Raw genomic sequence first — 17,237 nt, forward strand, 5'->3', positions numbered from 1 at the left:
GGGTCAGGTCCGCTTGAGGTCGATCCGGCTCGTCACCACCATCTTGCCGGTTGCCGGATCCATGTCGGTCACCGTCATGCGCATATTGTCAGGCCCGATCTTCTCGACCGTCAGTTCCGCGTCGCGGTCGCCATTGACGATTTTCGCCCAATGGATGTCGAGATTGATCGCATCGCCCTTGCGGCTTCCGCTGAGCCCGGCGGGTCCGCTGCGCGAGCCGATATAGGTGCCGGTGTAGCTCGCCCCGCTGACCTTCAGGTCGGCGCGGATTTCGCGCGACATGATCAGCAGCGCGCGGCAGGTGCCGTCAAGCGACAGTGAGTCCGCCGTCGCGTCCGAGGTGAAGGTGCAGTTGATGTTCATTACCGGCGTATTCGTCCTGATCCTGACCGTTCCCTTGCCGGAGAACTTTCCCTGCAGCGAGCGCAGGAAAGCCGCCTCGTCTGCATGCGCGCCCGTCGAGCAGAAAAGGCAGGCGGCGGCCAGCAAGGCAGCGGTCGATTTCATCAAGACGTCCCTCCTGCGATCATAGCCTTCCGATGGAAAGCGTGGACTTAACGGGTGCCCAGGCGCCAGGTTCCGTCGCGGCGATGACGGTTTCTTGACATCCAGTCCGGCTGGCCCAGTGGAATGACGCCACTAACGGTTGCGGCCCAGGACCTGGCTTGCGACATAGGCCCCAAATGGCGCCCGCTCCCTCGATCCCAAAAGCCGCGTTCTGGATGGCTCTGTCAATCGCCTCGATGCTGGCGATGTCGGTTGCCGGCCGCGAGACGACCGCCGAGCTCAACGTCTTCCAGGTGCTGGAGTTGCGCTCGGTGATCGGCTTGTTCATCCTTTTGCCGCTGGTGATGATGAGCGGCGGTTTTGCCGCGATGCGCACCGAGCGTCCGTTCGCCCATATCGCCCGCAACATCATCCACTATACCGGCCAGGCCGCCTGGCTCTACGCGCTGACGCTCATTCCGCTGGGCGTGCTGATCTCGATCGAGTTCACCACGCCGATCTGGACGGCGATTCTCGCCGTCAGCTTTCTGGGGGAAAAACTGTCCCGGTCGAAGCTCACGGCGATCGTGCTTGGTCTGATCGGCGTGGTCGTCATCGTGCGCCCAAGCGCCGGTTCGATGGACCCCGGCCACCTCGTCGTCCTGGGCGCCGCGGCCTGCTTCGGCATCTCGATGGTGCTGGTCAAGTCGATGACCAAGACCGAAAGCGTGGTGCGCATCATCTTCTGGATGCTGATCATCCAGTCGGTGGTTGGCTTGATCCCCGCTCTCTATGGCTGGCACACCCCCTCGCCCGGCCTCTGGCCCTGGATCTTCATCATCGCCTTCACCGGTATGTCGTCGCATTTCTGCCTGGCGCGCGCTCTCACCCACGCCGACGCCACCATCATCTCGCCGATGGATTTTTTGCGCGTGCCGCTGTCGGCGCTGGTCGGCTGGCTGCTCTATCACGAGCAGATCGACGTCTTCACCGCCGGCGGCGCGGCGCTGATCCTGATGGGCAATCTGCTCAATTTGCAGCGCAAGACACCGCAAGCGGCAGAGGCGGAGGCGGCAACGCCCTGAGCTAGACCAACTCCACTTCCACCACGCCCTGCACCGCACGCATGGCAGAAGCGATTTGCGGCGAGACGCGATAATTACCCAAGCCGATTTCAACCTCGCCCTGCGCCTCTCCCTTGAGAACGATGATGCTGACTTGACTGTCGCCACGCTGTTTGAGCTGCGATTGAATGATCGATGATGGCCCATCGTCTCTGACAAAAATGCGTAGCGCTTTCTGGATGCGGCTGGCTTCGTCGTCCAGTGATTGCACCGAGTTGATGCGCAGGTTTACGCCCTCAGGCCTGTCTTCGGCTGCAACCATAATCACCACCGAACTGCCGGGCTCCAGCATGTCGCGATACTGCGCCAGACCTTCGGAAAACAGCACAGCCTCATACTGTCCCGTCGTGTCGGAAAACTGCACCACGCCCATCTTGTTTCCGGTGCGAGTCTTGCGCTCCTGCTTGGAGGTGACCGTGCCGGCGAGGCGTCCGGCCGCTGCGCCGCGTTTGACCGCAGCCGAGAATTCCGCCCAGTTCTGCACCCGCATCTTCTGAAGTGCCGCCTTGTACTCGTCGAGCGGATGAGCCGAGAGGTAGAAGCCCACCACCTGGAACTCGCGGTGCAGCCGGTCCGCGGCAAGCCACGGATCGGTCGCGGGCAGGTTGAGCGCCTGCGATTGGCTCCCAAGCGATGCGCCGAAAATGTCGGCCTGGCCGGAAATGGCGTTCTGCTGCGCCAGCGAGGCCAGGCCCATCATGCGCTCGACTCCGGCCGTCATCTGGGCGCGGTCGTGGCCGAAGCAATCGAGCGCGCCCGCCATGATCAGGCTTTCGAAAACGCGCTTGCCGACGATCTTCGGATCGACGCGCTCGCAAAAATCGGCAAGGTTCTTGAACGGCTTTTGGCCACGCTTCTCGACGATGTGCTCGACCGCCGCATCGCCGACGCCTTTGAGCGCCGCCAGCGAATAGAAGATCTTGTTCTCGCCGACCTCGAAGGGGCGGAAGCTCGACATCACCGACGGCGCCACCACCTCGATGCCGAGGCGCATGGCGTCCTGGCGGAAATCGGCCAGCTTGTCGGTGTTGCTCATGTCGAGCGTCATCGACGCCGCCAGGAACTCGACCGGGTAATGCGCCTTGAGATAGGCGGTCTGGTAGGAAACGACCGCGTAGGCCGCCGCATGCGACTTGTTGAAGCCGTAGTCGGCGAACTTGGCCAAGAGGTCGAAGATGAAGTCGGCCTGCGGCTTGCTGACGCCGCGCTCGACCGCGCCCGAGACGAAGCGCTCGCGCTGCTTGTCCATCTCGGCGCGGATCTTCTTGCCCATGGCGCGGCGCAGCAGGTCGGCTTCGCCGAGCGAATAGCCGGACAGCTCCTGCGCGATCTGCATCACCTGTTCCTGATAGACGATGACCCCTTGGGTCTCCTTCACCAGATGGTCGATCTTGGGATGAATCGAGGCCATCTCTTCCTCGCCATGCTTTCTGGCGTTGTAGGTCGGGATGTTCTCCATCGGGCCGGGGCGGTAGAGCGCCACCAGCGCGATGATGTCCTCGATGCAGTCGGGCCGCATGCCGATCAGCGCCTTGCGCATGCCCGCACTTTCAACCTGGAACACGCCGACCACCTCGCCGCGCGACAGCATGGCGTAGGTGTCTGGGTCATCGAGCGGGATCGTCGCCAGATCGATGTCGACGCCGCGCCGGCGGATCAGCTTCACCGCGGTCTCCAGCACGGTCAGCGTCTTCAGGCCGAGGAAGTCGAACTTCACCAGGCCGGCCTGCTCGACATATTTCATGTTGAACTGGGTGACCGGCATGTCCGAGCGCGGATCGCGATACATCGGCACCAGTTCCGACAAAGGTCTATCGCCGATAACGATGCCGGCCGCGTGCGTCGAAGCATGGCGGTAGAGGCCTTCGAGCTTCTGCGCCGTGTCGAGCAGCGTCTGCACGATCGGTTCCTTCTCCGCTTCCTCGGCAAAGCGCGGCTCGTTGGCGATGGCATCCGCCAGCTTGACCGGATTGGCGGGGTTCTGCGGCACCATCTTGGAGAGCTTGTCGACCTGGCCGTAGGGCATCTGCAGCACACGGCCGACGTCGCGCAGCACGGCGCGCGCCTGCAGCGTACCGAAGGTGATGATCTGCCCGACCTGGTCGCGGCCGTATTTCTGCTGGACGTAGCGGATCACCTCCTCGCGCCGGTCCTGGCAGAAGTCGATGTCGAAGTCGGGCATCGACACGCGATCCGGATTGAGGAAGCGCTCGAACAGCAGCGAGAAACGCAGCGGGTCGATGTCGGTGATGGTGGTTGAATAGGCGACCAGCGAGCCGGCGCCCGAACCGCGGCCCGGCCCGACCGGAATGCCTTGCGCCTTCGCCCATTTGATGAAGTCGGCAACGATCAGGAAGTAGCCCGGGAACTTCATCTTCTCGATGATGCCAAGCTCGAACTCGAGCCGTTCGCGATATTGCTCGACCGTGTAGCCGGGCGTCGGCCCGTGCGCGGCAAGCCGCGCCTCCAGCCCTTCGCGCGCCTGGCGGGCGAGCTCGGCCGCCTCCGCCTTCTCGGCCGCGTCCTTGTCTGCGGCGTCGGCGCCGGTGAAGCGCGGCAGGATCGGGCTGCGGTTCTTCGGATAATAGGAACAGCGCATGGCGATCTCGACCGTGTTGTCGATCGCTTCCGGCAGGTCCGAGAAGAGCCGCGCCATATCGGCCTGGCTGCGCAGGAAATTGTCCGCGGCGAGCCGCCGGCGGTTGTCGGCGGCCACCACCGAGCCCTCGGCGATGGCGATCAAAGCGTCATGCGCCTCATAGTCGTCACGCTTGAAGAAGAACGCCTCGTTGGTGGCGACCAGCGGCAGCTCATGCGTATAGGCAAGGTCGACCGTCGACTTCTCGACCATGCGGTCATAGCCGGCGACCCGCTCCAGCTCGACATAGAGCCTGTCGCCGAACAGGCCTTTGAGGAAGAGCAGCCGCTGTTCGGCAAGATCGCGCCGGTCGGCCTTCAGAGCGGTGCCGATCGGGCCGCGCGGCCCGCCGGTGAGGCAGATCAGCCCGTCGCACCGGCCTTCCAGCATCGTGCTGGTCAGGTGCACCGGCTCGCCGGGCGGCGTCTCCAGATAGACCTTGCTGATCAGCCGCACGAGATTGGCATAGCCAGCCTCGCTGGCGGCGATCAGCACGACAGGTGACATTTCCGGTCCATGCCGGCGGCGGTCTCGCTGGCTATCGCTCGCCTCGCCGGAAAAGGTGAGATCGACCTGGCAGCCGATAATCGGCTGGATGCCGTCCTTGACCGCCTTCTGGGCGAATTCGAGCGCCCCGAACAAATTGTTGGTGTCGGTGACCGCGATCGCCGGCGCCTCGTCCTTGACGGCATGGCCGACGATCGCGCCAAGCTGCAAGGCGCCTTCCAGCAGCGAATAGGCCGAATGCACGCGCAGATGGATGAAGGTCCGCGCCGGCGCTTCCGGCCGCGCGGCCCTCACGGCTGCTTCGCGCTGCAACGGGTCGCGTGGAAGTCGTTCATCCGCCATATTTTTTCGCGCCGTCCCAAAGACTCAAGTCCATGCAGATGTATTGTTCCGGACGGGGCCATGCCAGTCCAGCACAATCGACCCACAGGCCACAGGCTTGCGGCCCCGTATCGCCTCGTTTCAGGCGAACTCCATGATCACCGCATCGACCGCCAGGCTGTCGCCCGGCTTGGCGTTGAGCTTGGCAATGGTGAGGTCGCGTTCGGCGCGCAGCACGTTCTCCATTTTCATGGCCTCGACCACGGCCAGCGTCTCGCCGGCCTTGACCTCCTGGCCCTCGGCGACGGCGATCGAGACGACGAGCCCAGGCATCGGGCAGAGCAGCATCTTCGAGGTGTCGGGGGGCAGCTTTTCCGGCATCAGCCTTTCGAGCTCCGCGGTGCGCGGCAGCATGGCTTGAGCCGTCACCGACATGCCTTTCCAGGCGATGCGCAAACCGTTCAGCATCGGGCGGATCTGGGCGGCGATGTTCTTGCCGCCAACCGTGCCCCGCCAGATCGCGTCGCCCGGCCGCCAGTCCGAAGCGACGGTCAGCGGCCTGCCGCCATCGATCGACAGATCGACCTCCATCGGGATGGAAACCATGCCGTCGACGATTTCGACCGGAAGATAGTCAGCGTCGATCTTCGCCACCCAATCGCGCTTGAGATGGCCGGAATGCGGCGCCAGCCGGCCGCCCAGGCGATCGAGCCGGTCGCGGCGCAGCAGTTCGATCGCGGTTGCAACGGCGGCGAACACCGCCCTCTCCCCGCCATCCGGCTCGACCGGCGCGAAGCCGTCCGGATATTCCTCCGCGATGAAGCCGGTCGACAGCCTCCCCTCGCGCCAGCGCGGGTGCTGCATCAGCGCCGAAAGGAACGGGATGTTGTGCTCGATGCCGTCGACGACGAAACTGTCCAGCGCCTCCGACATCGCGTCGATCGCCTCAAGCCTGGTCGGCGCCCAGGTGCAGAGCTTGGCCACCATGGGGTCGTAGAACATCGAGATTTCCGACCCTTCGGCGACGCCGGTATCGTTGCGGACCACGACATCGCCGAACGTGCCCTCCGCCGGCGGCCGGTAACGGGTCAGCCGGCCGATCGAGGGCAGGAAGTTGCGGAAAGGATCCTCAGCGTAAAGACGGCTTTCCACCGCCCAGCCGTTGAGCTTCACGTCGCCCTGTTTGATGCCGAGCTTCTCGCCGGCGGCGACGCGGATCATCTGTTCGACCAGGTCGATGCCGGTCACAAGCTCGGTCACCGGGTGCTCGACCTGCAATCGCGTATTCATTTCAAGGAAATAGAACTTCTTATCCTTGTCGACGATGAACTCGACCGTGCCGGCGCTCTGGTAGTCGACGGCCCTGGCCAGCGCCACCGCCTGCTCCCCCATCGCCTTTCTGGTCTTGGCATCGAGGAATGGCGACGGCGCCTCTTCGACCACTTTCTGGTTGCGGCGCTGGATCGAGCATTCGCGCTCGCCGAGATAGAGCGCGGTGCCATGCGCGTCGGCCAGCACCTGGATCTCGATATGGCGCGGGTCGACGACGAACTTCTCGATGAAGACGCGGTCGTCGCCAAAGGAGCTTTTCGCTTCCGAACGCGCCCGGTCGAAACTGTCGCGCACCTCCGCCTTGCTCCAGGCGATGCGCATGCCCTTGCCGCCACCGCCGGCCGAGGCCTTGATCATGACCGGATAGCCGATCTCGCCGGCGATCCGTTCGGCATGGTCGGCGTCTTCGATGACACCCAGCCATCCAGGCACGGTCGAGACCTTGGCCTCGCTGGCGAACCTCTTCGATTCGATCTTGTCGCCCATCGCCTTGATGGCCTTGGGCTTCGGCCCGATGAAGACGATGCCTTCCTTCTCCAGCGCCTCGCAGAAAGAGGCACGCTCGGACAGGAAGCCATAACCCGGATGCACGGCTTCCGCGCCGGTCTCCTTACAGGCAGCGATGATCTTCTCAGGGACCAGATAGCTCTGTGCCGCCGGCGAAGGTCCGATATGCACCGCTTCGTCGGCCATTTCGACATGCACGGCATCGCGGTCGGCATCCGAATAGACCGCGACGGTGGCGATCCCCATCTTTCGCGCCGTCTTGATCACACGGCAGGCGATCTCGCCGCGATTGGCGATCAGGATTTTCTTGAACATTCGGATGTCGTCCCTCCGGCGAAGCGGTCCAGTTCTATGGACAATTCCGGCGCGCCTCAAGTGCCCGCGGGCCACCTCCCACGGCTGGCGCCGATTGCGGAAACCGCGCCGAAAAACGTCGCAACAGACGTTGGCCGCCAGCGCGGAACTCGCTAAGCTTGCCCGTGACGCCGAACGGATGGCAGGCTGCCATTCGCCACGGACAGCTTGCCGTTAGCTAAAACTTACAGACTGCCTTGGGAGAAGTGCCTCATGAAAACGCGTGCCGCCGTTGCCGTTGCCGCCGGAAAGCCGCTTGAGATCATGGAGGTGGACCTCGAAGGGCCGCGCGACGGCGAGGTGCTGGTCGAGGTCAAGGCGACCGGCATCTGCCATACCGACGAGTTCACGCTGTCGGGCGCTGATCCGGAAGGCCTGTTTCCGGCGATTCTCGGCCATGAGGGCGCCGGCGTCGTCGTCGATGTCGGCAAGGGCGTGACCTCGGTCAGGAAGGGCGACCATGTCATCCCGCTCTATACGCCCGAATGCCGGCAGTGCCCGTCGTGCCTGTCGCGCAAGACCAATCTGTGCACCGCCATCCGCGCCACGCAGGGCCAGGGATTGATGCCCGACGGCACCTCGCGCTTCTCGATGGGCAAGGACAAGCTGTTTCATTACATGGGCTGCTCGACCTTTTCCAACTTCACCGTGCTGCCGGAAATCGCGGTCGCCAAGGTCAATCCCGACGCCCCCTTCGACAAGATCTGCTACATCGGCTGCGGCGTGACGACCGGCATCGGCGCCGTGATCAACACCGCCAAGGTCGAGCAGGGTGCGACCGCCGTGGTCTTCGGCCTCGGCGGCATCGGCTTGAACGTCATCCAGGGGCTTCGCCTTGCCGGCGCCGACATGATCATCGGCGTCGATTTGAACAACGACAAGAAGCCCTGGGGCGAGAAGTTCGGCATGACGCATTTCGTCAATCCGAAGGAGATCGAGGGCGACGTCGTGCCTTACCTGGTCAACCTGACCAAGCGCGGCGCCGACCAGATCGGCGGCGCCGACTACACCTTCGACTGCACCGGCAACACCAAGGTGATGCGCCAGGCGCTGGAGGCCTCGCATCGCGGCTGGGGCAAGTCGGTCGTCATCGGCGTTGCCGGCGCCGGCCAGGAGATCTCGACCAGGCCGTTCCAGCTGGTCACCGGGCGCAGTTGGATGGGCACCGCCTTCGGCGGCGCGCGCGGCCGCACCGACGTGCCCAGAATCGTCGACTGGTACATGGAAAAGAAGATCCAGATCGATCCGATGATCACCCATACGCTGAAGCTCGAGGACATCAACAAGGGCTTCGACCTCATGCATGAGGGCAAGTCGATCCGGAGCGTCGTGGTTTACTGAGGAAAGCCACTAGGCCGCCGGCCGAGCGCCCGCGACTTCTGTGGTCAAACGGGAGGAAGTGTAAATGGCCGAGAAACTGCATCACTCGATCGACAACGGCTTGCCCAGGGAAAGCGCAAGCTTCGCCGGCGGCACGCTGGTCTGCCTGTGCACCAGCAATCCGGTGAAGGTGAAGGTCAAGGGCCAGATCGCCCACAACCACGCCTGCGGCTGCACCAAATGCTGGAAGCCGGACGGCGCTATCTTCTCGGTAGTGGCCGTTGCCGGCAGCGGCGATGTCACCGTGACGGAGAACGGCGACAAGCTGAAGGTGGTCGACCCGGCAGCGCTGATCCAGCGCCATGCCTGCACCGGCTGCGGCGTCCACATGTACGGCCCGGTCGAGCGCGACCATCCCTTCAAGGGCCTGTCCTTCATCCATCCCGAACGCTTCGAGGAGGATGGCTGGTCGCCGCCGGGCTTCACCGCCTTCGTCTCCTCGATCATCGAATCCGGCGTCGATCCGAACCGCATGGACGGCATCCGCGGCCAGCTGAAGTCGATAGGGCTCGAACCCTATGACTGCCTCAACCCCGGCCTGATGGACTATATCGCCACCTGGACCGCCAAGAAGTCGGGCGCCTTGGCGGCCTGACAAATTCTGCGATTTCTGCCATGGGGCTGGCTGACACGCCGGCCCCATATTTGTTTGGAAGTAACGATGCTCGCACCCGTTATCTACGTCGATGCCGACGCCTGCCCGGTCAAGGCCGAGGTCGAGAAGGTCGCGGAGCGCCATGGCGTCGTCGTCACCTATGTCTCCAATGGCGGCCTGCGGCCGTCGCGCGATCCGATGGTCCGCAACGTCGTCGTCTCCAAGGGCGCGGACGCGGCGGACGACTGGATCGTCGAGAATGCCAAGGCCAACGATGTCGTGGTGACGGCCGACATTCCACTTGCCGCGCGCACGGTGGCGCTCGGCGCGCATGTGCTCGGCCCCACCGGCCGCCCCTTCACGCCGGAAACCATCGGCATGGCGGTGGCGATGCGCGACCTCAAGCAGCATCTGCGCGAAACCGGCGAGAGCCGGGGCTTCAACGCCTCCTTCACCCAGAAGGACCGCTCGCAGTTTCTCGGCGAGCTCGACCGCATCTTGCGGCGGGCTTTGAAATCCGTCACACCGGACTGATCCAACGTCTTCAGGGGCCTCGGGCCATGGGTGAGGATCTCAACACGCCGATGCATCGGCACATGCAGTTCGCCCTCGCTGCGGCCATCGGCATCGTCGCGCTGCTTCTTGCCTTGTTGCTGCGCGCGCCGCTGCCCTACTCGATCGGCGCCAATGTGTTCTTCGTCAGCTATATCGCCCTGGTGCTGGCCCTGATGCCCAGCCTTACCGGGCGCTATCTCAGCAAGAACGCGCGCTCGACCGATCTGCCCGTCCTTCTGATCTTCGCCGTCACGCTCTTTGTCGTCGGCGCGGCCATCGTGTCGCTGTTCCTGCTCATCAACCAGAAGGATGCCGCGCATCCCGTGCAGCTCGGCTTCGCCATGCTGTCGATCCCGCTCGGCTGGTTCACCATCCATGCCATGGCGTCGCTGCACTATGCGCATGTCTATTGGAAGGATGGCGACGAACTCGACGAGAAAACCCGGAAGAAGCTGCCGGTCGGCGGCCTCGATTTTCCAGGCGGCAAAAGACCGGAAGGCTGGGACTTCCTGTATTTCGCGACGGTCATCGGTATGACGGCGCAGACGGCGGACACGGCCATCACCACCTCGCGGATGCGGCTAGTCGTGCTCGTCCATTCGGTCCTGACTTTTTTCTTCAACACGGTGATCGTTGCCGCGGCGGTCAATCTGGCGGTCAGCCTGGGTTCTCCGTAATAAATCCGTGATCGCATGAAACAACGCTTTGCCTGACGGCGTATTGGGAGGAAGAACGCAAGCCGGTAAGCGGTGAGCGATGCAGGGCCGGAGACGAAGATGGAAGCCATTGCCAGGAACGAGCCGGTAGCAGAGGCCGATAAACCTGCGCCGAAAAATGGGCCGCTCATTTACCGGCAGTCGGGCTGGACCCGCCTTACCCATTGGCTCTGGGCTTTCTCGCTGTTCTTCATGCTGCTTTCCGGTCTGCAGATCTTCAATGCGCGGCCGCAGCTCTATGTCGGCAAGCAGTCCGGCTTCGAGTTCCACAACACCATCCTCCAGATCGGCGCCGAGAACACCGCGAACGGACCGCGCGGTTTCACCGAAATCTTCGGCCATCGCTTCGACACCACAGGCGTGCTCGGCTGGTCCGGGCCGCCGGGACAAGAGACGCCGCGCGCCTTCCCGGCCTGGGCGACGATTCCCTCCTATTACGATCTCGGCACCGCCCGCGTCGTGCATTTCTTCTTCGCCTGGATCCTGACCACGACGCTGCTCGTCTGGCTGATCGCCGGCCTGATCAACGGCCATATCCGCCGCGATCTCGCCCCTCGCGTGTCGGACCTTCGCAAGCTGCCGCGCGACATCGTCGACCATGCCAAGCTGAAGTTCCACCATACGCGCGAATACAACACGCTGCAGAAAATGGCCTATGGCGGCGTGCTGTTCGTGCTGCTGCCGCTGATGATCGTCACCGGCCTGGCCATGTCGCCGAGCATGAATTCGGTGTTGCCCTGGCTGAATGAGATACTCGGCGGCAGGCAGACGGCGCGGACCATCCATTTCACCGTCATGGTGCTTTTGGTCGGCTTCTTCGTCATCCATATCCTGATGATCCTCGCCGCCGGCCCGATCAACGAACTGCGCTCGATCATCACCGGCTGGTACCGCACCGACCCCCAGGCGAAGCACGACCAGCCCACCGAGAGGAGCGCCTGACATGGCTAAATTCCAGATCAGTCGCCGTAAATTCCTGACCGCCAGCAGCCTCGGCCTGTCCGGCATCGCGCTGTCGGGTTGCGATGCCTTCGACAGCGGCCTCGGCATCGGCGGCGGCCTGCGCAGCTTCCTCGAAAACGCCAACGGCCTGACCTGGCGCGCGCAGCGCCTGCTTGCCGGCCGCGACGCGCTGGCGCCGGAATTCACCGAGGCCGATATGCGCCAGCCGCAACGGCCGAATGGCATCACGGCGCCCGATGACGACACCTACAAGGGTCTGCTCGCCAACAATTTCGCGGACTGGCGCCTGGAGGTTTCAGGCCTGGTCGAAAAACCGCTGTCGCTGACCCGCGAGCAACTCCAGAACATGCCGAGCCGCACCCAGATCACGCGCCACGACTGCGTCGAAGGCTGGAGCTGCATCGCCAAATGGACCGGCACGCCGCTGTCGCTGGTGCTGGACCAGGCGGTGGTCAAGCCGCAGGCCCGCTATGTCATGTTCCACTGCCTCGACACGATCGAGCAAAGCCTGTCCGGCAACATCAAATATTACGGCACCATCGACCTGATCGACGCCCGCCATCCACAGACGATTCTGGCCTATGGCCTGAACGGCAAGCCCTTGCCGGTCGAGAACGGCGCGCCGCTTCGCGTGCGGGTCGAGCGCCAGCTCGGCTACAAGATGCCCAAATACATCTACAAGATCGAGCTGGTCGACAGTTTTGCCAATGTCGGCGGCGGCCGCGGCGGCTACTGGGAGGACAATGGCTACGACTGGTATGGCGGGATTTGATGGTCCTCGCCTGCAGGCCGAGCACGATCTTGCGGCAGCCGGGCTCGACGCGATCGAGCAGCGTCTCGACAACGACAACCGGCGGCTGACCGGTCGTGGCGACGACCGCGCCCTCGTCCTTGCACTGCGGGATGAGCAAGGGCGCGTCGTCGGAGCCGCCGCGGGCTATTCCTGGGCCGGCATCGCCGAGCTCACGCTGATGTGGGTCGACGAGGCCTATCGGGGCCTCGGCCACGGCAGGAAGCTGCTCGATGCCTTCGTCGCGGAGGCTGCCGCGCGCGGCTCGCTGCGGATATGGGTTTCGACCCACGACTTCCAGGCACCGGGCTTGTACGAAAAGGCCGGCTTCGAGCGCATGGCTGAATTGACAGGGTGGCCCGAAGGCCATTCCAACATCATCCTTTGCAAGACGATCGGTTCCCGCTAAGCAGCGGCCGGACGAGCGGGGCGTTCAGCGTGCGCAGCTTTGCGACGCGATCAATCGTCCGAACTGTCGAACGTGGTTTGACCGGGCTCGGGCGGCGCATCTCCCATCTCACCCGGATTGTCCACCATGCAGCCCATGCCGTGGCATCCCTGATAGTTGCCGTGGGTATCGAAATTGGCATTGCCGTCCCTGTCGAATTGCGGCGTCGGGTCGATCCATCGATCGTCGCGGCGCGGCTTCGGCCTCGGATAGTAATTGTCCGAATGGCGGCCGTGCCTGTCATTGTCGTCGAGGATGGCACCGACAATGCCGCCAACGATGATGGCCGCCGCCGCATCGCCCGGAGACGGCCTGCGGCCGGAGCCGGCGACCAGGAATTGCGCCGAACAGCCCTTGTCCACCCAGATGCCGCCGCCGTCATAACCCCAGCTCGTGCCGAATTGGCAACGCGACTTCGATAGCCGGCCGGTCAATTGCACGCCGCCACGGGTGTCGACCCCGCAATAGGAGTAGCGGTAATTGGAACTCGAGCAGACCAGGCGCATCGGGCCCGCGGCCTGCGCGGCATCGGGCAGCAGCGACAGCTTCGCCGGATTGCCCAGGAAGCTGGCCAGCAACACCATCGAACCGGTAACCGCCATTCGCGCCGACATCGCAAGTCTCCAATTGGGTTCGCTATCGACAGAATGGCACCTCTGTGTAAGTCTTACAACCAGACGGGTTGCAGCGAGGATATATTCATGCGCGCTAACAAAACGATCGCGGCGATCATACTTGTTCTCTCTGCCTGGCTGGCGTTATTGCCGGCTCGCGCCGACGACAGCCTCAAGCGCGTCATCGACCAGAAGACACTGACGGTCGGAGTGGCGCTCAACCCGCCATGGGTCCTCAAGAACGCGGACGGCAAATTCGCGGGCTATGATGTCGACCTCACCAGCGCCCTGGCGTCCGATCTCGGCGTCGACCTGAAATTGGTCGAAGTGCCGTGGAACGACTTGAAGGCGCGGCTGCTCAAAGGCGACTTCGATCTGGTTGCGGCTGGCTATGCCAGCACGCCGGAGCGCGCCCGCGAAATTGTGTTCTCCAATCCGACCGGCACCGCCGACATCCGCATGGTGGCCTCGATCGCCAGCCTCGGCAAAAGGCCTGGAAGGGCGCTGGCGGCGCCCGGATATAAGATCGCCGTGCTGTCCAACTCCACGGACGAGGCAGCCGCTAGGGAAGCCTTTCCGAAGGCGAACATCCTGTCCTTCGACAACACCGCCGATGTCTTTGCCGCGATCATCGGCGGCGACGCGCAGGCGATGGTCGCCACCTCGCCGACTCCGCAGATGGCGGCGAGGCTCTACGATGCGAAATTCAGGCTGGTCGGCGGCCCGCTTCTGCGCACGCCGGAAGCCTTCGCGATGCGCCCCGACGACATCCGCCTCATCCAGTACGTCAACAACTGGATCGGCGCGCGCACAGCCGACGGCACCATCGCCGGTGTCCGCCGCTACTGGTTCGGCGGCTTCAAATGGCTGTCACGCTTCGATACCTCGGCCAAGCCGGACAAGGCCAAAGCGGACCAGGCCAAGCCGGAACAGACCAAGCCGAAGCAGTAGGTCAGGCCACTTTCTCAAGCAGCGGCTTCAGCGCCGGATGGATTTCCGGCGAAGCATGCCTGATCAGCGTCAGCAGCGCGCGCTCGTTGTCGCGCAGCGGCCGCTGGCCGCCGCCGACGCGCGCGGCCAGCCATTCGGCCTCGCCCGCATCGATCGTCTCGGCGCGGCGGGCAAGCGCTTCTGTGGCCCGGTTCCTGGCTTCCCATTCCGCCTCGATATCGCCGGGCGAATGGTAGGCTTCGAGGATCGCGGCGAATCCACCCGAGACCATCCGGCTGAAGAAACCGCCAAGCGTCGGGCCTGCCTCGTCGAGGAAGGTCTCGTGGCGCAGCGCCACTTCCCGCGTCGGTGGCTCGTAGCCGGTCGAGCACATGACATAGTTGGCGATCGCCTTGACGAAGAGGTCGTTCCAGGACGGATCGTTTTCGGCGGCCGCGGTCCGGTCGTTGATCCTGAACAGGACCTCCGCCTCGGCCTTGCTGATGGCGATGTTGCCGTCGCCGCCATAGGCATAGAGGATGCGCCGCAACAGATCGACCTCGGCCTTGGCGATCAGCCCGGGCACGAGATCGCCGCCGAGCATCAACGGGCCTTTGCCGTCGATTACCGCATGCGCAACCTGTTCCAGCGCATAGGCCGAGAGCTGGCCGGGCGAGGATTTCGCTTCCTCCAGCACATGCACCAGCAGCTCCAGCTCGGTGTGGCCGTCGACCATGCCGTCGCGCGAGATCGTGCGGACCAGCCAGTCGGCATTCTGCTCGGAGATATAGCCTTCCGGCTTTTCTTGATGGACGATATAGTCGGTCACCGCCTCGACAAAGAACGGCGCCCATTCGCGGCATTTGTCGCGCGCCGTCTGGTCGAGCGCGAACAGCGCCTCCGCCTCGCCGCGACTCACCACGCCATCCGCGAAAACCTCGCGCCGCAGCATCGTCACGTCTTCGGCCGCGATCTTGTTCTTCGAGGTCAGCCCCGCCACCGGAGCGCTCATGATCAATTCGCCCATTTGCCGTCCCTGCCCGTCGCCCGTTGCCGGCGAACTCAGTGCATTACCCCACCGAGCTTTATCAGCATTGTCTTGAGAAACCGGCAAACGGCGTGGTTAGCGAAGCCTTCTCGGCCAATGCATGTCGCCGAAGAGCAGAGCGCGCTTTAAATGTCGCTGGGAGGTGACAAGGTGTCGCCGACGGGCTATGGATGGCGCGTCGGGGGCTCAGGCGACTGAGTCCTACCTGTTTGCGGGAGAGAGCAGCGCAAGCTGTCGCCGAAGGGGAAATCGCCCGAAATCTCTCAGGCAAAAGAACCGTGGACGGGAAAGACAACTCTGGAAAGTCGGGATTCGTCCCGCGCCGAAGGTGTAAGCGCTGCCGACAGAGTTACGGGGCGCGAGTCTCTCAGGCTTCAGACAGAGGGGCACGAATTAGGCCGCCACCGGCGGTCGATTGCGTGCGACTCTGGAGAAGACATGACAGGCGACGACACCAGACATCTACCCCTTGAGGATTTGCATCAGGCCGCTGGCGCGCGTTTCGGCGCCTTCGCCGGCTGGTCGATGCCGCTCACCTACCCGCCCGGCGTGATGAAGGAGCATCTTCACTCACGCGACCATGCCGGCCTGTTCGACATCTCGCATATGAAGCTGTTCGAGGTCGCCGGTCCGGGAGCCATCGCATTGTTGAACCGCGCCTGCCCGCTCGATGCCGGCGCGCTGGACATCTCGCAGTCCAAATACACTTTCTTCCTCAACGAGGCGGCAGGCATCATCGACGACCTGATCGTGACGCGCTTGGGCGATGACCGGTTCATGGTGGTGGCCAACGCCGGCAACGCCGTCGAGGACGAGAAGCATCTGCGCGACCTCTCCGCCGATTTCGACGCCAAGGTCGAGCCGCTTGACCGCGTCTTCCTGGCGATCCAGGGACCGGACGCCTGGGCAGCCCTCGCGCGGGCCGGCATCGAAACCGGCTCGCTGCTCTTCATGCACGGGGTCGAGCCCAGGCAAAACTGGTTCATGAGCCGTTCCGGCTACACCGGTGAGGACGGTTTCGAGATCGGCCTGCCGGAGAGGGATGCCCGCGATCTTGTCGCCAGACTCCTGGAAGACGAGCGCGTGCAGTGGATCGGCCTTGCCGCCCGCGACAGCCTGCGGCTCGAGGCCGGGCTTTGCCTGCACGGCCAGGACCTGACGCCGGAGATCGACCCGGCAAGCGCCGGACTGATGTGGGCGATTCCCAAGGAGGTTCGGGCCTCGGGTCATTTCATCGGCGCCGACACGCTGCGCTCTGTCATCGAGCGTGGACCGTCGCGGAAGCGCGTCGGCCTGAAGCCGGACGGGCGTCAGCCGGTGCGCGCCGGCGCGGCGCTCATCGACGCCGACGGCAATCCGGCCGGCCACGTCACCTCGGGCGGCTTCGGCCCTTCGACCGGGCACCCCGTCGCCATGGGCTACGTCAACACCCCGCTGGCCAAGCCCGGCACGAAACTTTTCGCCGACGTCCGCGGGACGAAAATCCCGGTCGACGTCGCGTCCCTGCCCTTCACCCCGCATCGCTACCGTAAAGGATAAGACCCAATGGCAAAGACCTATTTCACCGAAGACCATGAGTGGCTGCGCGTCGAAAGCGGCGTCGCCACTGTCGGCATCACCGACTATGCGCAGGAACAGCTCGGCGATCTCGTTTTCGTCGAGTTGCCGGAAATCGGCCGCAAGCTCGCCAAGGGCGACACCGCCGTGGTCGTCGAATCCGTCAAGGCGGCGTCGGACGTCTACGCACCGGTCGACGGCGAGATCACCGAGGCCAACGCCTCGCTGTCGGCCGATCCCTCGCTGGTCAACTCGGCCGCGACCGGCGACGGCTGGCTCTGGAAGATGAAGCTCGCCAACGAAAGCCAGCTCGACAGCCTCATGGATGAGGCCGGCTACAAAGCCCATATCGGCTGATATCAGGACATACAG

Annotated in this window: 16 protein-coding genes and 1 riboswitch; of the genes, 11 read left to right on the plus strand and 5 right to left on the minus strand. The window is 64.0% G+C overall.

What is annotated here, in order from left to right:
- Positions 1-3: 3 nt before the first annotated feature.
- Positions 4-507 (minus strand): hypothetical protein, encoded by a 504-nt coding sequence (locus FJ957_RS09060; protein ID WP_140830570.1) that lies wholly within the window; start codon positions 505-507, stop codon positions 4-6.
- A 176-nt stretch (positions 508-683) separates the two neighbouring features.
- Here FJ957_RS09060 and FJ957_RS09065 point away from each other — a divergent pair, with 176 nt between their 5' ends.
- Entirely contained in the window at positions 684-1,571 is an 888-nt protein-coding gene (locus FJ957_RS09065; RefSeq protein WP_140830572.1) for a DMT family transporter, read from the plus strand.
- Position 1,572: 1 nt separating this feature from the next.
- Here FJ957_RS09065 and dnaE read toward each other — a convergent pair whose 3' ends face one another.
- Entirely contained in the window at positions 1,573-5,097 is a 3,525-nt protein-coding gene (gene dnaE / locus FJ957_RS09070; protein ID WP_140830573.1) for a DNA polymerase III subunit alpha, read from the minus strand.
- Between the two features lie 120 nt (positions 5,098-5,217).
- Positions 5,218-7,230: an acetyl/propionyl/methylcrotonyl-CoA carboxylase subunit alpha gene (locus FJ957_RS09075; RefSeq protein WP_140830575.1), complete on the minus strand. Its 2,013-nt coding sequence runs from the start codon at positions 7,228-7,230 to the stop codon at positions 5,218-5,220.
- 252 nt (positions 7,231-7,482) lie between these two features.
- Between FJ957_RS09075 and FJ957_RS09080 the strand changes: the two genes are divergently transcribed.
- The 7 genes from FJ957_RS09080 to FJ957_RS09110 all read left to right on the plus strand — a co-directional run bounded on the left by FJ957_RS09080 (position 7,483) and on the right by FJ957_RS09110 (position 12,677).
- Positions 7,483-8,610, plus strand: coding sequence for an S-(hydroxymethyl)glutathione dehydrogenase/class III alcohol dehydrogenase (locus FJ957_RS09080; RefSeq protein ID WP_140830576.1), 1,128 nt, complete (start codon positions 7,483-7,485; stop codon positions 8,608-8,610).
- A 64-nt stretch (positions 8,611-8,674) separates the two neighbouring features.
- On the plus strand, positions 8,675-9,244 hold the full coding sequence (gfa, locus tag FJ957_RS09085) for an S-(hydroxymethyl)glutathione synthase (RefSeq protein ID WP_140830578.1): 570 nt from the start codon (positions 8,675-8,677) through the stop codon (positions 9,242-9,244).
- Between the two features lie 66 nt (positions 9,245-9,310).
- Positions 9,311-9,778, plus strand: coding sequence for a YaiI/YqxD family protein (locus FJ957_RS09090; protein ID WP_140830579.1), 468 nt, complete (start codon positions 9,311-9,313; stop codon positions 9,776-9,778).
- 26 nt (positions 9,779-9,804) lie between these two features.
- Positions 9,805-10,476, plus strand: a complete 672-nt coding sequence (locus FJ957_RS09095; RefSeq protein WP_140830581.1) for a DUF1345 domain-containing protein — start codon at positions 9,805-9,807, stop codon at positions 10,474-10,476.
- A gap of 99 nt (positions 10,477-10,575) precedes the next feature.
- Positions 10,576-11,457, plus strand: coding sequence for a cytochrome b/b6 domain-containing protein (locus tag FJ957_RS09100; protein ID WP_140830582.1), 882 nt, complete (start codon positions 10,576-10,578; stop codon positions 11,455-11,457).
- 1 nt (position 11,458) lies between these two features.
- Complete coding sequence (locus tag FJ957_RS09105; protein WP_140830584.1) at positions 11,459-12,250, plus strand: molybdopterin-binding protein; 792 nt, start codon at positions 11,459-11,461, stop codon at positions 12,248-12,250.
- Positions 12,222-12,677, plus strand: coding sequence for a GNAT family N-acetyltransferase (locus FJ957_RS09110; protein WP_246685786.1), 456 nt, complete (start codon positions 12,222-12,224; stop codon positions 12,675-12,677). The genes FJ957_RS09105 and FJ957_RS09110 overlap by 29 nt, the downstream gene beginning before the upstream one ends.
- A 50-nt stretch (positions 12,678-12,727) precedes the next feature.
- Here FJ957_RS09110 and FJ957_RS32065 read toward each other — a convergent pair whose 3' ends face one another.
- Positions 12,728-13,330 (minus strand): DUF3011 domain-containing protein, encoded by a 603-nt coding sequence (locus FJ957_RS32065; protein ID WP_140830585.1) that lies wholly within the window; start codon positions 13,328-13,330, stop codon positions 12,728-12,730.
- 87 nt (positions 13,331-13,417) lie between these two features.
- On the opposite strand from FJ957_RS32065, the gene FJ957_RS09120 reads away from it, so the two are divergent.
- Complete coding sequence (locus FJ957_RS09120; protein ID WP_181180531.1) at positions 13,418-14,281, plus strand: transporter substrate-binding domain-containing protein; 864 nt, start codon at positions 13,418-13,420, stop codon at positions 14,279-14,281.
- 1 nt (position 14,282) lies between these two features.
- On the opposite strand, the gene FJ957_RS09125 is transcribed toward FJ957_RS09120, so the two are convergent.
- Positions 14,283-15,287, minus strand: a complete 1,005-nt coding sequence (locus tag FJ957_RS09125; protein WP_140830589.1) for a hypothetical protein — start codon at positions 15,285-15,287, stop codon at positions 14,283-14,285.
- A 223-nt stretch (positions 15,288-15,510) separates the two neighbouring features.
- Positions 15,511-15,597, plus strand: a riboswitch (glycine riboswitch).
- 149 nt (positions 15,598-15,746) lie between these two features.
- Here FJ957_RS09125 and gcvT point away from each other — a divergent pair.
- Positions 15,747-16,847: a glycine cleavage system aminomethyltransferase GcvT gene (gene gcvT / locus FJ957_RS09130; protein ID WP_140830590.1), complete on the plus strand. Its 1,101-nt coding sequence runs from the start codon at positions 15,747-15,749 to the stop codon at positions 16,845-16,847.
- 6 nt (positions 16,848-16,853) lie between these two features.
- Complete coding sequence (gene gcvH / locus FJ957_RS09135; RefSeq protein ID WP_140830592.1) at positions 16,854-17,222, plus strand: glycine cleavage system protein GcvH; 369 nt, start codon at positions 16,854-16,856, stop codon at positions 17,220-17,222.
- Positions 17,223-17,237: the final 15 nt, after the last annotated feature.

The organism is Mesorhizobium sp. B2-4-6 (assembly GCF_006442775.1).
Taxonomy (GTDB): domain Bacteria; phylum Pseudomonadota; class Alphaproteobacteria; order Rhizobiales; family Rhizobiaceae; genus Mesorhizobium.

Excerpts from the sequence above, each read along its gene's own strand:
- FJ957_RS09100 (WP_140830582.1), top strand. The coding sequence starts at position 10,576 with ATGGAAGCCATTGCCAGGAACGAGCCGGTAGCAGAGGCCGATAAACCT.
- FJ957_RS09120 (WP_181180531.1), top strand. The coding sequence starts at position 13,418 with ATGCGCGCTAACAAAACGATCGCGGCGATCATACTTGTTCTCTCTGCC.
- gfa (WP_140830578.1), top strand. The coding sequence starts at position 8,675 with ATGGCCGAGAAACTGCATCACTCGATCGACAACGGCTTGCCCAGGGAA.
- FJ957_RS09110 (WP_246685786.1), top strand. The coding sequence starts at position 12,222 with ATGGCTACGACTGGTATGGCGGGATTTGATGGTCCTCGCCTGCAGGCC.
- FJ957_RS09090 (WP_140830579.1), top strand. The coding sequence starts at position 9,311 with ATGCTCGCACCCGTTATCTACGTCGATGCCGACGCCTGCCCGGTCAAG.
- dnaE (WP_140830573.1), bottom strand. The coding sequence starts at position 5,097 with ATGGCGGATGAACGACTTCCACGCGACCCGTTGCAGCGCGAAGCAGCC.
- FJ957_RS09080 (WP_140830576.1), top strand. The coding sequence starts at position 7,483 with ATGAAAACGCGTGCCGCCGTTGCCGTTGCCGCCGGAAAGCCGCTTGAG.
- FJ957_RS09065 (WP_140830572.1), top strand. The coding sequence starts at position 684 with ATGGCGCCCGCTCCCTCGATCCCAAAAGCCGCGTTCTGGATGGCTCTG.
- FJ957_RS09125 (WP_140830589.1), bottom strand. The coding sequence starts at position 15,287 with ATGGGCGAATTGATCATGAGCGCTCCGGTGGCGGGGCTGACCTCGAAG.
- FJ957_RS32065 (WP_140830585.1), bottom strand. The coding sequence starts at position 13,330 with ATGTCGGCGCGAATGGCGGTTACCGGTTCGATGGTGTTGCTGGCCAGC.
- gcvH (WP_140830592.1), top strand. The coding sequence starts at position 16,854 with ATGGCAAAGACCTATTTCACCGAAGACCATGAGTGGCTGCGCGTCGAA.
- FJ957_RS09060 (WP_140830570.1), bottom strand. The coding sequence starts at position 507 with ATGAAATCGACCGCTGCCTTGCTGGCCGCCGCCTGCCTTTTCTGCTCG.
- FJ957_RS09075 (WP_140830575.1), bottom strand. The coding sequence starts at position 7,230 with ATGTTCAAGAAAATCCTGATCGCCAATCGCGGCGAGATCGCCTGCCGT.
- FJ957_RS09095 (WP_140830581.1), top strand. The coding sequence starts at position 9,805 with ATGGGTGAGGATCTCAACACGCCGATGCATCGGCACATGCAGTTCGCC.
- FJ957_RS09105 (WP_140830584.1), top strand. The coding sequence starts at position 11,459 with ATGGCTAAATTCCAGATCAGTCGCCGTAAATTCCTGACCGCCAGCAGC.
- gcvT (WP_140830590.1), top strand. The coding sequence starts at position 15,747 with ATGACAGGCGACGACACCAGACATCTACCCCTTGAGGATTTGCATCAG.